At 39.1% G+C, this 14,321-nt stretch carries 17 protein-coding genes and 1 other RNA gene; 7 read left to right on the forward strand and 11 right to left on the reverse strand.

Going from position 1 to position 14,321, the window contains the following annotated elements:
• Window positions 1-927 (reverse strand): transcriptional regulator, encoded by a 927-nt coding sequence (locus BUA72_RS03130; protein WP_072921772.1) that lies wholly within the window; start codon window positions 925-927, stop codon window positions 1-3.
• A 106-nt stretch (window positions 928-1,033) separates the two neighbouring features.
• On the opposite strand from BUA72_RS03130, the gene BUA72_RS03135 reads away from it, so the two are divergent.
• From BUA72_RS03135 to rpoN, 6 genes are all read left to right on the forward strand, one after another.
• Window positions 1,034-1,726 (forward strand): LA_2272 family surface repeat-containing protein, encoded by a 693-nt coding sequence (locus BUA72_RS03135; protein WP_139259491.1) that lies wholly within the window; start codon window positions 1,034-1,036, stop codon window positions 1,724-1,726.
• A gap of 3 nt (window positions 1,727-1,729) precedes the next feature.
• Complete coding sequence (locus BUA72_RS03140; protein ID WP_072921774.1) at window positions 1,730-2,359, forward strand: hypothetical protein; 630 nt, start codon at window positions 1,730-1,732, stop codon at window positions 2,357-2,359.
• Window positions 2,360-2,391: 32 nt separating this feature from the next.
• Window positions 2,392-2,991: a CDP-alcohol phosphatidyltransferase family protein gene (locus BUA72_RS03145; RefSeq protein ID WP_072921775.1), complete on the forward strand. Its 600-nt coding sequence runs from the start codon at window positions 2,392-2,394 to the stop codon at window positions 2,989-2,991.
• A 181-nt stretch (window positions 2,992-3,172) separates the two neighbouring features.
• Window positions 3,173-3,556 carry a hypothetical protein gene (locus BUA72_RS03150; protein ID WP_047450000.1) on the forward strand — a complete coding sequence of 128 codons (384 nt, stop codon included), beginning with the start codon at window positions 3,173-3,175 and terminating at the stop codon, window positions 3,554-3,556.
• A 205-nt stretch (window positions 3,557-3,761) separates the two neighbouring features.
• The gene (gene asnS / locus BUA72_RS03155; RefSeq protein ID WP_072921776.1) at window positions 3,762-5,210 is read left to right on the forward strand and encodes an asparagine--tRNA ligase; all 1,449 of its coding nucleotides are present in this window, start codon (window positions 3,762-3,764) and stop codon (window positions 5,208-5,210) included.
• A gap of 159 nt (window positions 5,211-5,369) precedes the next feature.
• Window positions 5,370-6,833: an RNA polymerase factor sigma-54 gene (gene rpoN, locus BUA72_RS03160; RefSeq protein ID WP_047449995.1), complete on the forward strand. Its 1,464-nt coding sequence runs from the start codon at window positions 5,370-5,372 to the stop codon at window positions 6,831-6,833.
• 304 nt (window positions 6,834-7,137) lie between these two features.
• On the opposite strand, the gene BUA72_RS03165 is transcribed toward rpoN, so the two are convergent.
• From BUA72_RS03165 to BUA72_RS03175, 3 genes are read right to left on the reverse strand one after another with little or no spacing between them, the layout of a single operon-like run.
• Complete coding sequence (locus BUA72_RS03165; RefSeq protein WP_072921777.1) at window positions 7,138-8,766, reverse strand: AMP-binding protein; 1,629 nt, start codon at window positions 8,764-8,766, stop codon at window positions 7,138-7,140.
• Window positions 8,767-8,824: 58 nt separating this feature from the next.
• The gene (locus BUA72_RS03170) at window positions 8,825-9,499 is read right to left on the reverse strand and encodes a beta-carotene 15,15'-monooxygenase (protein WP_072921778.1); all 675 of its coding nucleotides are present in this window, start codon (window positions 9,497-9,499) and stop codon (window positions 8,825-8,827) included.
• Window positions 9,492-9,983, reverse strand: a complete 492-nt coding sequence (locus tag BUA72_RS03175; protein WP_034729370.1) for an RNA polymerase sigma factor — start codon at window positions 9,981-9,983, stop codon at window positions 9,492-9,494. Before BUA72_RS03175 ends, BUA72_RS03170 begins: the two co-directional genes overlap by 8 nt.
• Before the next feature lie 335 nt (window positions 9,984-10,318).
• Between BUA72_RS03175 and rnpB the strand changes: the two genes are divergently transcribed.
• Window positions 10,319-10,643: RNase P RNA component class A (gene rnpB, locus BUA72_RS03180), an RNA gene on the forward strand.
• Window positions 10,644-10,702: 59 nt separating this feature from the next.
• Here rnpB and BUA72_RS03185 read toward each other — a convergent pair.
• The 7 genes from BUA72_RS03185 to BUA72_RS03215 are packed head-to-tail and all read right to left on the reverse strand — an operon-like array spanning window position 10,703 to window position 14,318.
• Complete coding sequence (locus tag BUA72_RS03185; protein ID WP_047449986.1) at window positions 10,703-11,260, reverse strand: hypothetical protein; 558 nt, start codon at window positions 11,258-11,260, stop codon at window positions 10,703-10,705.
• On the reverse strand, window positions 11,257-11,811 hold the full coding sequence (locus BUA72_RS03190) for a hypothetical protein (RefSeq protein WP_072921779.1): 555 nt from the start codon (window positions 11,809-11,811) through the stop codon (window positions 11,257-11,259). The genes BUA72_RS03185 and BUA72_RS03190 overlap by 4 nt, the downstream gene beginning before the upstream one ends.
• A gap of 3 nt (window positions 11,812-11,814) precedes the next feature.
• Window positions 11,815-12,192, reverse strand: a complete 378-nt coding sequence (locus BUA72_RS03195) for a hypothetical protein (protein ID WP_047449981.1) — start codon at window positions 12,190-12,192, stop codon at window positions 11,815-11,817.
• Window positions 12,193-12,225: 33 nt separating this feature from the next.
• On the reverse strand, window positions 12,226-12,783 hold the full coding sequence (locus tag BUA72_RS03200) for a hypothetical protein (RefSeq protein ID WP_139259493.1): 558 nt from the start codon (window positions 12,781-12,783) through the stop codon (window positions 12,226-12,228).
• 36 nt (window positions 12,784-12,819) lie between these two features.
• Window positions 12,820-13,359 (reverse strand): hypothetical protein, encoded by a 540-nt coding sequence (locus BUA72_RS03205; RefSeq protein ID WP_072921781.1) that lies wholly within the window; start codon window positions 13,357-13,359, stop codon window positions 12,820-12,822.
• A 12-nt stretch (window positions 13,360-13,371) separates the two neighbouring features.
• Window positions 13,372-13,935, reverse strand: a complete 564-nt coding sequence (locus BUA72_RS03210) for a hypothetical protein (RefSeq protein WP_047449972.1) — start codon at window positions 13,933-13,935, stop codon at window positions 13,372-13,374.
• Window positions 13,936-13,946: 11 nt separating this feature from the next.
• Entirely contained in the window at window positions 13,947-14,318 is a 372-nt protein-coding gene (locus BUA72_RS03215; RefSeq protein ID WP_072921782.1) for a hypothetical protein, read from the reverse strand.
• Window positions 14,319-14,321: the final 3 nt, after the last annotated feature.

Here is a 14,321-nt window from a genome sequence, read left to right on the forward strand (position 1 = left end):
TTATAGCTTTTGTTTTAAATTTTCAATCTGTTCGAACATTTTATTGAAAAATATCTTTCTGTCGCGGTTTCCGGATGTGTTCAGTGATTTTGAATTTTTAATCTGATGTTCAAAATAATTCCGTGTTTCACCACAGGTTTTTTCGTCATTAATCAAAATATAGCCAAACATATTGATAGGTATGGCAAAAAGCGACTGTTGCGGATGATGGAAAAAAATGTCATTGGACAGATGCATCAGTTCATTTTCATACAAATGAAATTTTAGATTGCTTTCCGTTTTCTTCTCAATATATTCTATAAGTTCTCTGAGTTCTTTCAGGATAATTTCAGCTTCATTTTTCTGTAAAAGTCCGGTTTCGTAGTAGAATAATATCTGCTGTAAAATACTGGAAATCGTCCTGTCATTCCACAATTCTACAACATTTTGTGCTTCGTATCTCTTCTTCAGCTCCTGCGTATTGGATTCAAAATAGGGTGGCGAAAATTGCATAAAAGGAATAAAAACCTGTTTTGCATTAAGCAGATTCATCCAGACATAAATCTTAAAACGGGAAAGCAATGTGTCCGAAAGCGTGTAGAAAAAAGGAATATCCTTGGCAGAATAATAGACAGTCATCTCATCAGACAGCGGTAAATTTTCAAAAACGCTCAGATTATTCTGAAAAAAAGACTGTAGATCTTCTGTTTTGTCCACACCCGAAGTTTTCTGAACCACAAGCTGTTGATCTGAAGTGATAAACTGATTGAGAGAAATCTGATAATACTTTGCCAGCTCCAGAGCTTCTTCAAAACTGAACTTTGCTTTCAGAGACGTTCTTCTGTGGGATGCATCATAGCTTATGTTGAGAATATTGGCGATCTCATCATTCAAAGATTTGTCTCCAATTTTCTTTCGTATTTCCTTAAGTAAAAGTTCCTGATGCATGTTTTTGTGATTTTCACAAATGTACTCCTTTATTTTAATTTTTTTTCGCATTCGGAATTGTGATTTTCACAGATACTTTTGATGTATCATTTTAAAACAATGCGTTATGAAAATAAAATTGTTAATGATGATCGGTCTCTTTGCGGGAAGTGTCATCAGTGCTCAGGATAGTTTGCAGGTTGAAAGAATAAAATCAAAAGTAATTACATTCACTCCGAAAGCTCAAGTGGAAAATACCAATGGAATTAATCTTGGTGTAGTGGATGATTATCAATCCCAAACAATCAACGGGCTTAATCTGCAGGGGAATCCATTTTCTTTGATTTATCCTTTGCTGCCTCATGCCATTAAAGTTCCTACCGATGAGCAGGCAACAGTTTTTATCAACGGCCTTCATATTTCTACAGGAGGCGTTACTAATGCTAAAAAACTGAATGGAATCGGAATCTCAATGTATCATGTTGCCCAGACCACCAATGGGTTTACAGTAAACGGATTTAATAATAACTCTGGTAAGCTGAATGGGCTGCATATTTCCTTTATCAATAATTCGGCAGGTACCGGGAAAGGACTTTTAATCTCTTTTAGCAACACAGCTGATCAATTTGGAGGAGTTCAATTGGGACTTTATAACCATACAGGAACAATGAAAGGTATTCAGGCCGGAGCTGTGAATGTGAGTAAAGATCATAAAGGTATGCAAATAGGCCTGGTAAATAAAACAGACAGGAATAAAGGTCTTCAGATCGGTTTTTGGAATAAGAATGCCAAAAGAACGCTGCCATTTATCAACTTTTAACCTATGAAAACGATTGTTTTTTGTTTGGTATGCTGTATCAATATAACAGCCCAAACCGGAGAAATTAATGATCACCGGAAAAGATCACTGATTGAGGCTGGGAGCTATCTGAATTTTTCTGCTGAAAAAGTAAAGCAGAGCCCTGGATTTTACATTGGATATTGGTACCGCTATCCGGTCGATGAAACGAAAACTCACCTGGAAATAGGAGGTAACTTCAATTTTAGTAATAGTTTGTATGATTTTGATTATGGTAAAAAGGGACTGCTTTACAGGGTGCGTTCTCAGGAATTTATAGTGAATTTGGGTGCTAGGCTGGTCAAAAGTTATCCTGTGAGAAATAATAGAATAGAATGGGTAAGTGAACTCAGTTTTCACAATTTATTCTTTGACGGCAATGGGATACCATCTGATGAGCCTGAGCAAAACGATAATCAAAATACAATTCATATTGATACCAAACTGGAAAGTGTTGCCTCACTAAAAATTGGACAGGGAATAAGGTTCTGGAGAAAGAATATAGGATTGGGCATTCAGGCTTCATACATGCCCTATCAACTCTGGTACAGAAATACAGTTCCGAAAGATTTTAATTCTTTCTCCGTAGAAACAGGAATATACTTTAAGTTTTAGATGAAATAATTGATTTAAGAAAACAAAAAAATATGAAAAAATTACCATATCTGCTGATCGCAACCAGATTTATCCTGGCTCCGGTGATTCTGTTATTAGCTTATTTTAAAGGAACAGAAGCAGGATCTTTAATTTTAGGATTGATGTATTTCGGCTTAATGACGGATATTTTCGATGGAATCATTGCACGGAAGGTTGGCGTTTCCTCGGAAAAATTAAGAAGACTGGACAGTCAGACCGATTTGATTTTCTGGCTCTCCTTAGGTTTTGCATCTTATTTTCTGAATCCTGATCTGATTAAAAATGAATGGCAGGGAATTCTTTTAATCTTAGTGATGGAAGCACTTTGCTACGTCGTCAGTATCTGGAAATTCGGAAAAGAGACCTGTACGCATGCATTTCTGTCAAAAATGTGGGGTTTGAGTCTGCTGATTGCCTTTACCTATCTGATCGGATTTCAGCAAACAGGCTGGGCATTTTATCTCACCGTCGGACTGGGATTTGTCTCTCATATTGATGTGATTCTAATTGTCTTATTGCTTCCAAAATGGCAGTACGACGTACCGAGTTCCTATCATGCATGGAAGATACGGAATGGAAAAGAGCTGAAGAAAACCGTATTCTTTAATTAGAGAGTGAATGTAAAGAAAGGAAGTGGGAAGTTTAAAGAGTAACGCTGTCACTCGTTTTCAGTGACTTTTTGTATCCCTATAGACTCTTCCGATTATATCCTAAAGTATTTGAATGCCAATTGGTCTAAATAAACCAAATGTGGTTATTTAAAAGATAAATTAAAATTTAAACTTAATAAAAATGAAAAAACTTATTGTACCGTTAATTTGCTTGTTGGCCGCAGTGTTGAATCTTCTCCTATTGAAGTTTAGTTTCATAACTTGGTTTGTACTGGCACCAATTGTTTTATTTTTTATTTTCCATACATTGATCATTAATGCAATGCATAGTTTGGCTATTAGGATCTGCTATGGTTTGGCTTTTATGATACTGCTGATCTTTCCACTCTTACTTCCTATTATCTTTTATTTTAATATAGGTGGTATAGCAGAAGATGGCCAATCTGCATTGGCGTTTGTCTTTTTACCTATTTATGCTTGCATGTTGGGTGTGCTTCCTTGCTTGGTAGCACTGATATTAAAAAAGAGAAATAGGAAAAAGAATCTTCAGGCAGGGATGTTGTAATATGCATGTGTAGCTGCAAAACATTATATTGATAGATTTAATAAATATTTATCGTTGTATCATCGCCTGGATAATATCCATAGCATAATTTTAGATTCAATATTTTAATAAATGATTTTTTAAAAATACAGCGTAATCATTAAGTTGCGCTGTTTTTTTGTAACTTTGCAGACGTTAATTTTATACGAAAATTTATAATCAACAAATGAAAAAGCAGACGATTAAAGAAATCCTACAGGATTACAAGAAAGTATTACATCATGACATTACAGTTTACGGATGGGTAAGATCATTCCGTGCCAATCGCTTTATTGCCCTTAATGATGGATCTACGATTAATAATTTGCAGATAGTTGTTGATTTCGAAAATTTTGATGAAGAGATTCTTAAGAAGATCAGTACAGCTTCTTCCCTGAAAGTAATCGGAGAAGTGGTGGAAAGCCAGGGAGCAGGACAGGCAGTGGAAATTATTGCTAAAAAGATCATCATCTTAGGTGATAACTTCACAGAAGAACTTCAGAACACGATTCTTCAGCCTAAAAAACACAGTTTAGAGAAACTTCGTGAGCAGGCGCACTTAAGATTCAGAACCAATGTATTTGGAGCTGTTTTCAGAGTACGTCACGCGGTGAGCTTTGCCGTGCATTCATTCTTTAACCAAAACCAGTTTTTCTATATCAACACACCGGTGATTACAGGTGCAGATGCAGAAGGTGCAGGTGAAATGTTCGGTGTCACCAACTTTGACCTGAACAATATGCCAAGAACGGAAGAAGGGGAAATTGATTTTGCACAGGATTTTTTCGGTAAAAAGACCAACCTTACGGTTTCAGGACAGCTTGAAGGAGAAACGGCAGCCATGGGATTAGGTAGAATTTATACATTCGGACCTACTTTCCGTGCAGAAAACTCAAATACGACAAGACACCTTGCGGAGTTCTGGATGATAGAGCCGGAAGTGGCATTCAACAACCTTGAAGACAACATCGACCTTGCGGAAGATTTCTTAAAATATGTGATCCAGTATGTTCTTGACAACTGTAAAGATGATCTTGAATTCCTGAACAACCGTTTTGAAGAAGAACAGAAAGGAAAGCCTGAAAAAGACAGAGCGAAAGAAGGTCTTATCGAAAAACTTCAGAACGTTATCGCTAAACGTTTCAAACGTGTTAGCTATACGGAAGCTATTGAGATCTTACTGAACTCTAAAGAAAATAAAAAAGGAAAATTCCAGTATCCGGTGGAGAACTGGGGAACGGATCTTCAGTCTGAGCATGAAAGATACCTGGTTGAAAAGCATTTTGAATGCCCGGTAGTATTGTTCGACTATCCGAAAGAAATTAAAGCGTTCTACATGAAACTGAACGATGACAATAAGACCGTTGCAGCAATGGACGTTCTTTTCCCGGGAATCGGGGAGATCATCGGAGGTTCTGAGAGAGAAGCGAGATTAGACGTATTAAAACAGAAAATGGAAGACATGCACGTAGATGCAGAAGAGCTTTGGTGGTACCTTGATACCCGAAAGTTCGGTTCTGTGCCGCATGCAGGCTTCGGATTAGGGTTGGAAAGACTGGTTCTTTTTGTAACAGGAATGACCAATATCAGAGATGTGATTCCTTTCCCTAGAACGCCGAAAAGTGCTGAATTCTAGATCAATAAAAAAAGCCTTAATGTAAAAATTAAGGCTTTTTTGTTTTCTAATAGTTTATTATATTAATAAGTGTAATGCAAAAATCATGCTAAATGTGTTTTTTGTCGAATTAATTTATTAAATTCGTAGAATATGTTATGTTAAAACACAAAGACTAATATGCTTAAACAACACTTACAACTCAAGTTAGGACAGAAGCTGGCACCTCAGCAGATCCAGCTGATGAAGCTTATCCAGCTTCATACCCTGGAATTTGAAGAGGAGCTGGAACGGGAGCTAGAAGAGAATCCTGCTTTGGAAATTGTAAAGGAAGATCCAAAAGAAGATGAATTCTCTTCTCTTGAAGATGCTTATCAGGATGAAGGAACAGCCAGCATTGAAACAGATTTTGACGTCAACGAGTATATCTACGATGACGAGCCCAACTATAAAACTGCATCCAGTAACTATTCTCCGGACGATGAAGAGTTCGATAACGAAAGCCTTCTGACGGAAGGACAGTCGTTATATGACTATCTCCTGGAGCAGATTCACCTGGTGAACATCAGTGACGAAGACGAGAAGATCGCAGAATACGTGATCGGAAATCTTGATACGGATGGTTATCTGAGAAGAGAAATCAAAGCGATCGTAGATGATCTTGCTTTTTCACAGGGAATTTACACCACAAAGGAAAAAGTGGAAGACATTCTGGAAAATTACATTCAGAAGCTGGATCCACCTGGAGTGGGAGCGAGAGGTCTTCAGGAATGCCTGTTGCTTCAGATCGAAAAGAAAGTAAGTTCCGACAAAGCAGTTTCCCTGGCAGCTAATATCTTAAGACATCAGTTCGATGCGCTTACCAATAAGCATTACAACAAGATCATCCAGAAGTACGATATTGAAGAAGAAGATCTTAAAGATGCCCTTGATGAGATTTCAAAATTGTCTCCGAAAGTAGGAGGGAACTTTGATACACAGACCATCACGATCAACCAGGAAATTATCCCGGATTTTGTGATCCAGGTAAAAGATGGATTGGTGATCCCAATGCTGAACAGCAAAAATGCTCCGACCTTAAGAGTTTCCGAAGAATACAAAGACATTCTGACCACGTATTCCCACGATAAAAACTCTTCTGAGCACAAACAGGCGGCATTGTTTATCAAACAGAAATTAGATGCTGCGAAATGGTATATTGATGCTATTAACCAGCGCCAGAATACCCTGTTGCAAACCATTACAGCGATCGTGAAATTCCAGAAGGATTATTTTATCACGGGTGATGAAAAATCTCTGAGACCTATGATTCTGAAAGATGTCGCAGATATCACAGGATTTGATATTTCTACGATTTCAAGAGTGGTAAAAAGCAAATATGCGGATACATCCAACGGGATCGTTTATCTGAAGGACCTGTTCTCAGACAGTCTTACCAATGATGATGGTGAAGAAGTTTCTACCAAAGAAATCAAAACTCATCTTCAGGAAGTGATCGGGAAAGAGAACAAAAGAAAACCACTTACCGATGATGCACTGGTAGTCATCCTGAAAGAACAGGGTTACAATATCGCCAGAAGAACAATCGCTAAATACCGTGAACAGCTGAATATTCCGGTAGCAAGATTAAGAAAAGAACTTTAAGAAGTTATCCATAAAAGTAAAAGCCCGGCATGTCCGGGCTTTTCTATTTTTAAAGATGAAATCTGTCATCATTAATAATATACATAAAACAATAAAATAAGCGTGATTTTCTCAATCAGCGTGACGTGTTTTTAAGCGCAAAGACTTACTCTGATATTGAATATTTTAAGTGAGCCAAAAGTTTCATTGGTCTGACTAAGCAGTCATTTTATCCATGAGCTTCATCAGCGACGGAGTCGAACTCTTTGCCTTCCTCAAAGTCAATATTATTTTATTTAAAAACTTTGCGTCAAAAACAAAAAAACTACGAACGCTGCTTCAATTGATCCAGTTCCAGCTCTTTGATAGAAATCTCACGCATTTCCACTTTTCGGATTTTTCCGGAGATCGTCATCGGGAATTCATCCACAAATTTCCAGTATTTAGGAACTTTATAATGAGCAATTCTCCCTTTACAGTAGTCCAGAAGTTCAGTTTCCGTTACGTCAAAACCTTTTCTCACCTTTACCCAGGCCATCACTTCTTCACCGTATTTTTCACTTGGAATTCCTATGATCTGTACATCCAGGATATTCGGATAGGTGTATAAAAAGTCTTCAATTTCTTTTGGGGAAATATTTTCGCCCCCTCGTATAATCAGGTCTTTCATCCTTCCGGAAATCGTGATATAGCCGTCATCATCCATGACCGCCATATCGCCGGTGTGCATCCATCGGGCATCGTCCAGTACTTTTCTGGTATTTTCAGGATCATTCCAGTATTTCAGCATCACAGAATAACCTCTGGTGCAAAGTTCTCCATGCTCGCCACGTTCCAGCGTTTTTCCGTTTTCGTCAATGATTTTAATCTCAAGATGGTCCTGAACCGTTCCTACCGTACTTACCTGCTTTTCCAGCGGTGTTCCGATCAGAGTCTGGGTAGAAACAGGAGAGGTTTCCGTCATTCCGTAGCAGATGCTCATTTCTTTAATGTTCATCAGGTTTTCCACCTTTTTCATGATCTCAGGAGGACAAACTGAACCAGCCATAACCCCAGTCCTTAAATTTGAAAAATCATAGGTTTCAAAATCCTTAACGGCCAGTTCGGCGATAAACATCGTTGGAACTCCGTATAAAGAGGTGCATTTTTCATCAGAAACAGTTTTTAACGTAATATCCGGATCAAAACTGTCATTCGGGATCACCATACACGCACCGTGAGCCGTACAGCATATATTCCCGATGACCATTCCGAAACAGTGATAAAATGGTACCGGAATACAGACGCGGTCGTTTTGTGAGTACTTTAAGCGTACCCCAATGAAATATCCGTTATTTAAAATATTGTGATGGGAAAGAGTAACGCCTTTTGGAAAACCTGTTGTTCCTGAGGTGTATTGAATATTCACAGGATCGTCGAACTGTACGTGTTCTTCGAAGCTGTGAAGCGTATCATCTGAAATATCCTGTCCGTTGTTCAGGAAATCTTCCCAGTTGTCATCAAAGAAAATTTCATGTTTCAGGCTGGGGCAGACTTCTTTGGCATATTCTACCATTTCTTTATAATTGCTTGTTTTAAAGCTTAAAGAAGAAAATATAGAACGGATTCCCGATTGATTGATGACGTAAGTGAGTTCGTGTGTTCTGTAAGCAGGATTGATATTCACCAGTATGGTTCCGATGCGGGCGGTTGCATATTGAAGCAGCACCCATTCATAGCGGTTGGAAGACCAGATTCCGATTCTGTCTCCGGCTTTGGCTCCTAAAAAAATTAAGGCTTTTGCAACCGCAGTGGTCTGATTATAAAATTCCTGGTATGTGGCTCTGTAATCCTGATGAACACAGACTAAGGCTTCCTGATTGGGGTATTTTTCAACAGTCTTTTTAAGATTTCCTCCGATGGTTTGTCCCAGTAATGGAATCGAAGAAGCTCCATAGACGTAAGATAATGGCATAGTTTAAGATTTGGTGGAATAAAATTAATGAAAAATCTTGAACTGATGCCTGTTTGCACTAATTTTCCTGAGAATCTATGTCTTTAAGCTGTTTTAAATTTCTATCCAGTTTTCTGATGATGATTCCGTATACAAGTCTGTAGTAAAACCAGATCAGAAGCACACAAAGGACCGTACTTACAATGATCCCGATAATAACGATGATCAGGTTGGAGTTGGAAGGCTGTACATTCTGGGAATTTAATACATAAAAAATAAACGCGGTAAACACGAACATAAAGGCAACCAGCAGCGCAATGCTGATCAGGATAAACGCATTGACTGTCTTTTTGAACTTAATGATTCTTATGATGAGCCCTTTAAGGTTTTCTTCAATCTTTATTTTGCGGTAATTCTGATAAAACTTCAGGACAAAATAAGCCGTGATAAGTAAGCTTATAATTTTGATGGCTAAATACGCATGGTCAAAATTAGTTTCTATTTCAGGGGCTTCCTGAGCGCCCAGTTTTTCTAATATTTTGCGGAAACTGTCTGATTCTTCATCCTGAAAGAAATAAAACAGTCCCAAAACAGAAAAGAATAAAAATTCCAATACGCTGATCCAGAAAATATATTTCACATAATTGCGTGACTTTCTGTTCAGCATCTGAAGGATCTCGTTGCTGTCGTATTTCGGTTGAACAGGCTGCTCCTGCCATGTTTTCTTAAAGCTGTCTAAATCAAAATCAGGCATATTTTTCCATCTGTTCTTTAAGGGTTTTCTTTAATCTGTTCATTTTCACGCGCGCATTGACCTCGGTGATCCCAAGGTTTTCTGCAATATCCTTATAAGGCAGGTCGTCAAGATACATCATTACAATCGCTCGTTCTACATTGGGCAGGGTTTTGATCACGGTATACAGAAGCGAGATCTGCTGCTGCTTATCGTCATCATCTTCCACAAAATCCCTGTGGTTGATGTCCAGTTCGTTCGTAGGAAGGCTTTTGCTTTTTTTTCTGAAAAGAGTAATGGCTGTATTAAGGGCTACACGGTACATCCATGTAGAAATTTTAGAGTTCCCTTTAAAAGAATCGTAGCTTCTCCAAAGCTGCAGTACGATCTCCTGAAACAGGTCCTCTTCATCTTCAAGAGAATTGGTATACAGACGCGAAACTTTGATAATCAGGCCCTGATTATCTTTGATAAGCTGCGCAAATTCTTTTTCTCTGGAAGTCATAGATATATAATGGCACGAAGATAATAATAATGCGGTGATTTGTTGATATGATGATGCGTTAATTTGTTGATGTGATGATTTGTTGATGCGGCAATGTCCAAAATGGGTCTGAATGGGTTTTGGGAATTGTTGAAATGATATTGTTTTTTAGGTTTTGGTTAAAGCCACATTGCTTACTTCCTTTTTTTAATGGGCTAAAGCCCATTCCTATTGAATATTATATTCTCCCAATCAATTCAAATATTCCTCATCATCAAATTAATACATCATCATATCATTGCATCAACACATCATTGCATCACTAAATCACCAAATAATGCGTATCTTTGCAACCGCGAGAAAATCGGCTTGTTGATTCCTGTTTCGGCAGGGGTAGGAAAGTCCGGACACCATAGAGCAGCAAAGCGGATAACATCCGTCACCCGTGAGGGTAGGACAAGTGCAACAGAAAGCAGGTACAGTTCGGCTGTAGTGAAACCAGGTAAACTCTTTGCGGTGCAATGATAAGTATATCGGTTCTTTTCAGTAATGGAAATTAGGGGCGGCTCGTCCTGAAAGCCGAGGGGTAATCAGCTCAAGTTTTGCAGCAATGTAAGACGCAGATAAATAACAGGCGCTTCTTCGGAAGAACAAAATCCGGCTTACAGATCTTCTCGCGATTTTATGTAGAGTACAAAACTGATTATAAAAAAGAAAGCGGAGAAAGTTCTCCGCTTTTTTTATGGATAGATACTGAAATAAGTAATCTTCCCCGTAGATGTTGTAATGGTAAACCACTCGGCTTCTATACCGCTGTTGGCTCCCATCTGATAAGCATTGGCAGTAACCCCTGCATTAATGGCAACATTCGGATCTCCCACAAGGTAGGAGTCTATTGTATTTCCGGCACCGTCCTTCAGGAAAAAATGAAATGAAGCCCACTCGTTGATAGAAGCCATCGTAGAGGTAATGTAGCTGTGGTTGTACGGATACGATGTGTTATTTGCGGTGTTGCTTGGATCCGTAATATTCCATACATTCATATTCATTGGGAAAGCGGCTAAACCCGTAGTGTCGAATGATGCATAGGAGGAAGAAATTCCTGCCGGCATTGTATACGTACCATAAGGTCCGTTGGGTGATGCATACATATAGCGAACCAGTCCCGGCGTAGGACTGCAGGTCATCAGTCTTCCGACCGCATCATACACATTGTAATTATTAAATACAAAAGATGAAGTCTGGGCAGAGGAAAATATTCCCATTAAACCCAATAATAAAGCTGCTGTTTTTCTCATGGATAAATTTGAAGATAAGTTGTTGTGGTAGCCCCTGTTGAGATGGTAAACCATTCTGCAGAACCGTCCGGAGTGGAAAAATAATCTACGCTGGTAATACATGAGTTAGGAGTGGCATTTCCTAAATTGGTATTAAAACCGATTACCTTGTTTCCCGTTCCGGCATAGTACATATTGAATTTTGAGGTCGTCCATTGGGTATTGTTGGAAATAACACCTCCCGGCATAAGGCTGCCGTGATTCCATAATCTTATGGTTGAAGATGATGTTCCCAGGGTTACAATCCAGTTATTGACAGGATATAGAGAAGACGCGAACTGATCTCTGTAATTGTCTATTTTCCATGCAAGACTGTTTCCCATGTGTGAATTGGCGGGAACGACTATCGTGGCAGGATCATTATTCATCACGGCAGGAACACAGCCGTTGAGGTTCATAGCCATCAGATTTCCGTGAAAATCATGCGGAGAATAATTATTAAGCATAAACATTCCCTGGGAATACGCCAGAGATGCTGCTGCTATTCCAAATATGGTTAAAATTTTTCTCATGGCTTATTTCTCAGATTTAATATTTTTTCTGATCTCATCGCTTTTCTGCATATAAATCTGGGTAGCCCAAACGATGATCTGGCTCATATCACCACCTGTTTTTCTCGTAAGCTCAGCTTCTGTAACACCCGTGGAAATGATCAGTTCTTTTGATGCCGGAACAAGAAGCGCTTTTCTTCTGTCGCTCAGTTCGGAAGTATTTCTTTTTTTCTCCTCTTCAGTAGGTCTGTTTTGTGGATCTCCCAGACTTTTAAAAGCTTTGTCGAATTTTTCCATCTGTGGCGTTTTCATACTTTCAACAGTATTCACGGCACTGCCTTCATTATTACAGGATACTAAGGTTAAAGTGGCAAAAGCTGCTGATATAAAAAGTTTTTTCATAATAAATTAGAATGTAGGTTAGATTTTTTGTAACTAATAAATTTGTAAATACGAATAAGTGACGTTTGCTATGGTAATGTTGAACCATTCAACGTCTCCGTAGGGTGTGGAAATATATCCGGGTGCACCCGTGCAGGGATCAGGAGATTCTCCGATCTGTCCGCTAAAACCCGGCTCCGGAGTGGAAGTACCCGCATAGTACATCTGAAACTGGGAAGATGCCCATTTCACATTCTCTGAAATAACACCGCCCGGTGCTATGCTTGGATGATTCCAGGATCTTACCGAAGAACTAGTGGCAGTGGTCTGCAATGTCCAGTTAGTGGTAGGATACAGTGAGCTTGTAAACTGGTCTCTGAAATTTTTATAAGCCAGTTCTTTACCGTTACCCTGATGCGAATCTGCCGGAACAATGATGGACGTCGGAGTACTCGATGTTACATAAGGATAGCAGCTGCCTGCGAAGTTATGAGCCCCTATTTTTCCCTGAAAATCAAAGGTAGTAGAGTAGTTATTGACGATCATGAGACTGTGCTGTGCATAAGCAGATGACAGTAATGATAGTGTGAGAATAGTGAATATTTTTTTCATGATTTTATAATTAATTTAAATCCTCGATATCCTGTATTAAAACAGTTGTAAATAGGTTATCGTTCCTATAGTAAAGATTTCTGCACTGTTGTTTCCCGATGGAGTATCGTAATAACTATACGCGGTAGGGTTGCAGGGATTGGCCAGATTTAAATTGGCCCGAAAGTCCGGTGAGGATGTAGTTGTTCCGGGTTCCGTCATATCAAATTTAGTGGCAAACCATCGGGTTGTGGTTGAAATAGTACCGCTGGTTGCAAGGTTGGGATTATTCCAGGCCATGATGGAAGAATTGGTGGGACTTAATGTGACAGCCCAGTTGGCGGTAGGATATAAAGAAGACATGAACTGACCGTTGTAATCTTTATAGATCAGTTCCATATTGTTACCCATATGAGAATCTGCAGGGACTACGATCTCGCCATCATTTCCTACCCGGGGATAGCATCCGGCTGTAGATCCGGCCGCCATAATAAATCCATGAAAATCATATTGAGAATAATTATTAATGATGATCGTACCCTGTGAGTAGGCCAAAGAAGAGGCTGCTGTTCCTATGATAGCTAAAATCTTTTTCATAATTCAATCAGGTTAATAAAGTTGGATGTACGTGGTAGTGGAGGTTCCACTCGTGATCGTAAATATTTCCGCACTGTTGTTTCCCGTAGTGGAAGTAAGATTATCAGATGCATTATAACACGAGTTGGCCGCAATAGTGATGGCGCCGTTGAAATCATCCGGTGCCAAGTTCGTGGTTCCCGGATAATACATTACAAATTTTGTAGTGGCCCATCTTGTATTGTTGGATAAAACTCCTCCAGGCATTAATGAACCGTGATTCCAGGGCCTTATGACTCCAAGTGCACTAGATGTAGCCACATGCCAGGAAGCCATGGGATATAAAGAAGAACCAAACTGGTCTCTGTAATTGTCATATCTCAGCTCATTTCCGTTGCCCATGTGAGAGTCGGCAGGAACTCTCACCATGTCCGGATTGGCAGAAGTGATATAAGGGTAGCATCCTCCGGCAAGATTGTTGGCTATGATGAACCCATAAAAATCATAATGAGAATAGTTGTTCAGAATAAGAGTTCCTCCTTGGGAATACCCCAGAGAAAAAGCGGCTAAGCCTAATACGGTTAGTAATTTTTTCATGATGATTAATTTTAGGATTTAATGTTTTTTCTGATTTCATCACTCTTCTGCATATAGATCTGAGTCGCCCAGACAATGATCTGGCTCATATCACCGCCTGTTTTTCTTGTCAGTTCAGCTTCTGTAACCCCTGTGGAAATGATCAGCTCTTTTGATGCCGGAACAAGAAGTGCTTTTCTTCTGTCGCTCAGTTCCGACGTATTTCTTTTCTTCTCCTCTTCAGTCGGTCTGTTCTGTGGATCACCGAGGCTTTTAAAAGCTTTGTCGAATTTTTCCATCTGTGGCGTTTTCATCGTTTCCACGGTATTCACGGCAGAGCCTTCATTGTTACATGATGCTAAGGTTAAAACAGCTATTACAGCCGATAAAAAATATTTTTTCATAAT

The organism is Chryseobacterium sp. OV279 (assembly GCF_900128945.1).
In the GTDB taxonomy this organism is placed as follows: Bacteria; Bacteroidota; Bacteroidia; order Flavobacteriales; family Weeksellaceae; genus Chryseobacterium.

Coding starts and splice junctions, on each gene's coding strand:
- BUA72_RS03210 (WP_047449972.1), bottom strand. CDS start 13,935: ATGAAAAAATTACTAACCGTATTAGGCTTAGCCGCTTTTTCTCTGGGG.
- BUA72_RS03175 (WP_034729370.1), bottom strand. CDS start 9,983: ATGACTTCCAGAGAAAAAGAATTTGCGCAGCTTATCAAAGATAATCAG.
- BUA72_RS03135 (WP_139259491.1), top strand. CDS start 1,034: ATGAAAATAAAATTGTTAATGATGATCGGTCTCTTTGCGGGAAGTGTC.
- BUA72_RS03215 (WP_072921782.1), bottom strand. CDS start 14,318: ATGAAAAAATATTTTTTATCGGCTGTAATAGCTGTTTTAACCTTAGCA.
- BUA72_RS03140 (WP_072921774.1), top strand. CDS start 1,730: ATGAAAACGATTGTTTTTTGTTTGGTATGCTGTATCAATATAACAGCC.
- BUA72_RS03190 (WP_072921779.1), bottom strand. CDS start 11,811: ATGAGAAAAATTTTAACCATATTTGGAATAGCAGCAGCATCTCTGGCG.
- rpoN (WP_047449995.1), top strand. CDS start 5,370: ATGCTTAAACAACACTTACAACTCAAGTTAGGACAGAAGCTGGCACCT.
- BUA72_RS03200 (WP_139259493.1), bottom strand. CDS start 12,783: ATGAAAAAAATATTCACTATTCTCACACTATCATTACTGTCATCTGCT.
- BUA72_RS03205 (WP_072921781.1), bottom strand. CDS start 13,359: ATGAAAAAGATTTTAGCTATCATAGGAACAGCAGCCTCTTCTTTGGCC.
- BUA72_RS03195 (WP_047449981.1), bottom strand. CDS start 12,192: ATGAAAAAACTTTTTATATCAGCAGCTTTTGCCACTTTAACCTTAGTA.
- asnS (WP_072921776.1), top strand. CDS start 3,762: ATGAAAAAGCAGACGATTAAAGAAATCCTACAGGATTACAAGAAAGTA.
- BUA72_RS03150 (WP_047450000.1), top strand. CDS start 3,173: ATGAAAAAACTTATTGTACCGTTAATTTGCTTGTTGGCCGCAGTGTTG.
- BUA72_RS03165 (WP_072921777.1), bottom strand. CDS start 8,766: ATGCCATTATCTTACGTCTATGGAGCTTCTTCGATTCCATTACTGGGA.
- BUA72_RS03130 (WP_072921772.1), bottom strand. CDS start 927: ATGCATCAGGAACTTTTACTTAAGGAAATACGAAAGAAAATTGGAGAC.
- BUA72_RS03145 (WP_072921775.1), top strand. CDS start 2,392: ATGAAAAAATTACCATATCTGCTGATCGCAACCAGATTTATCCTGGCT.
- BUA72_RS03185 (WP_047449986.1), bottom strand. CDS start 11,260: ATGAGAAAAACAGCAGCTTTATTATTGGGTTTAATGGGAATATTTTCC.
- BUA72_RS03170 (WP_072921778.1), bottom strand. CDS start 9,499: ATGCCTGATTTTGATTTAGACAGCTTTAAGAAAACATGGCAGGAGCAG.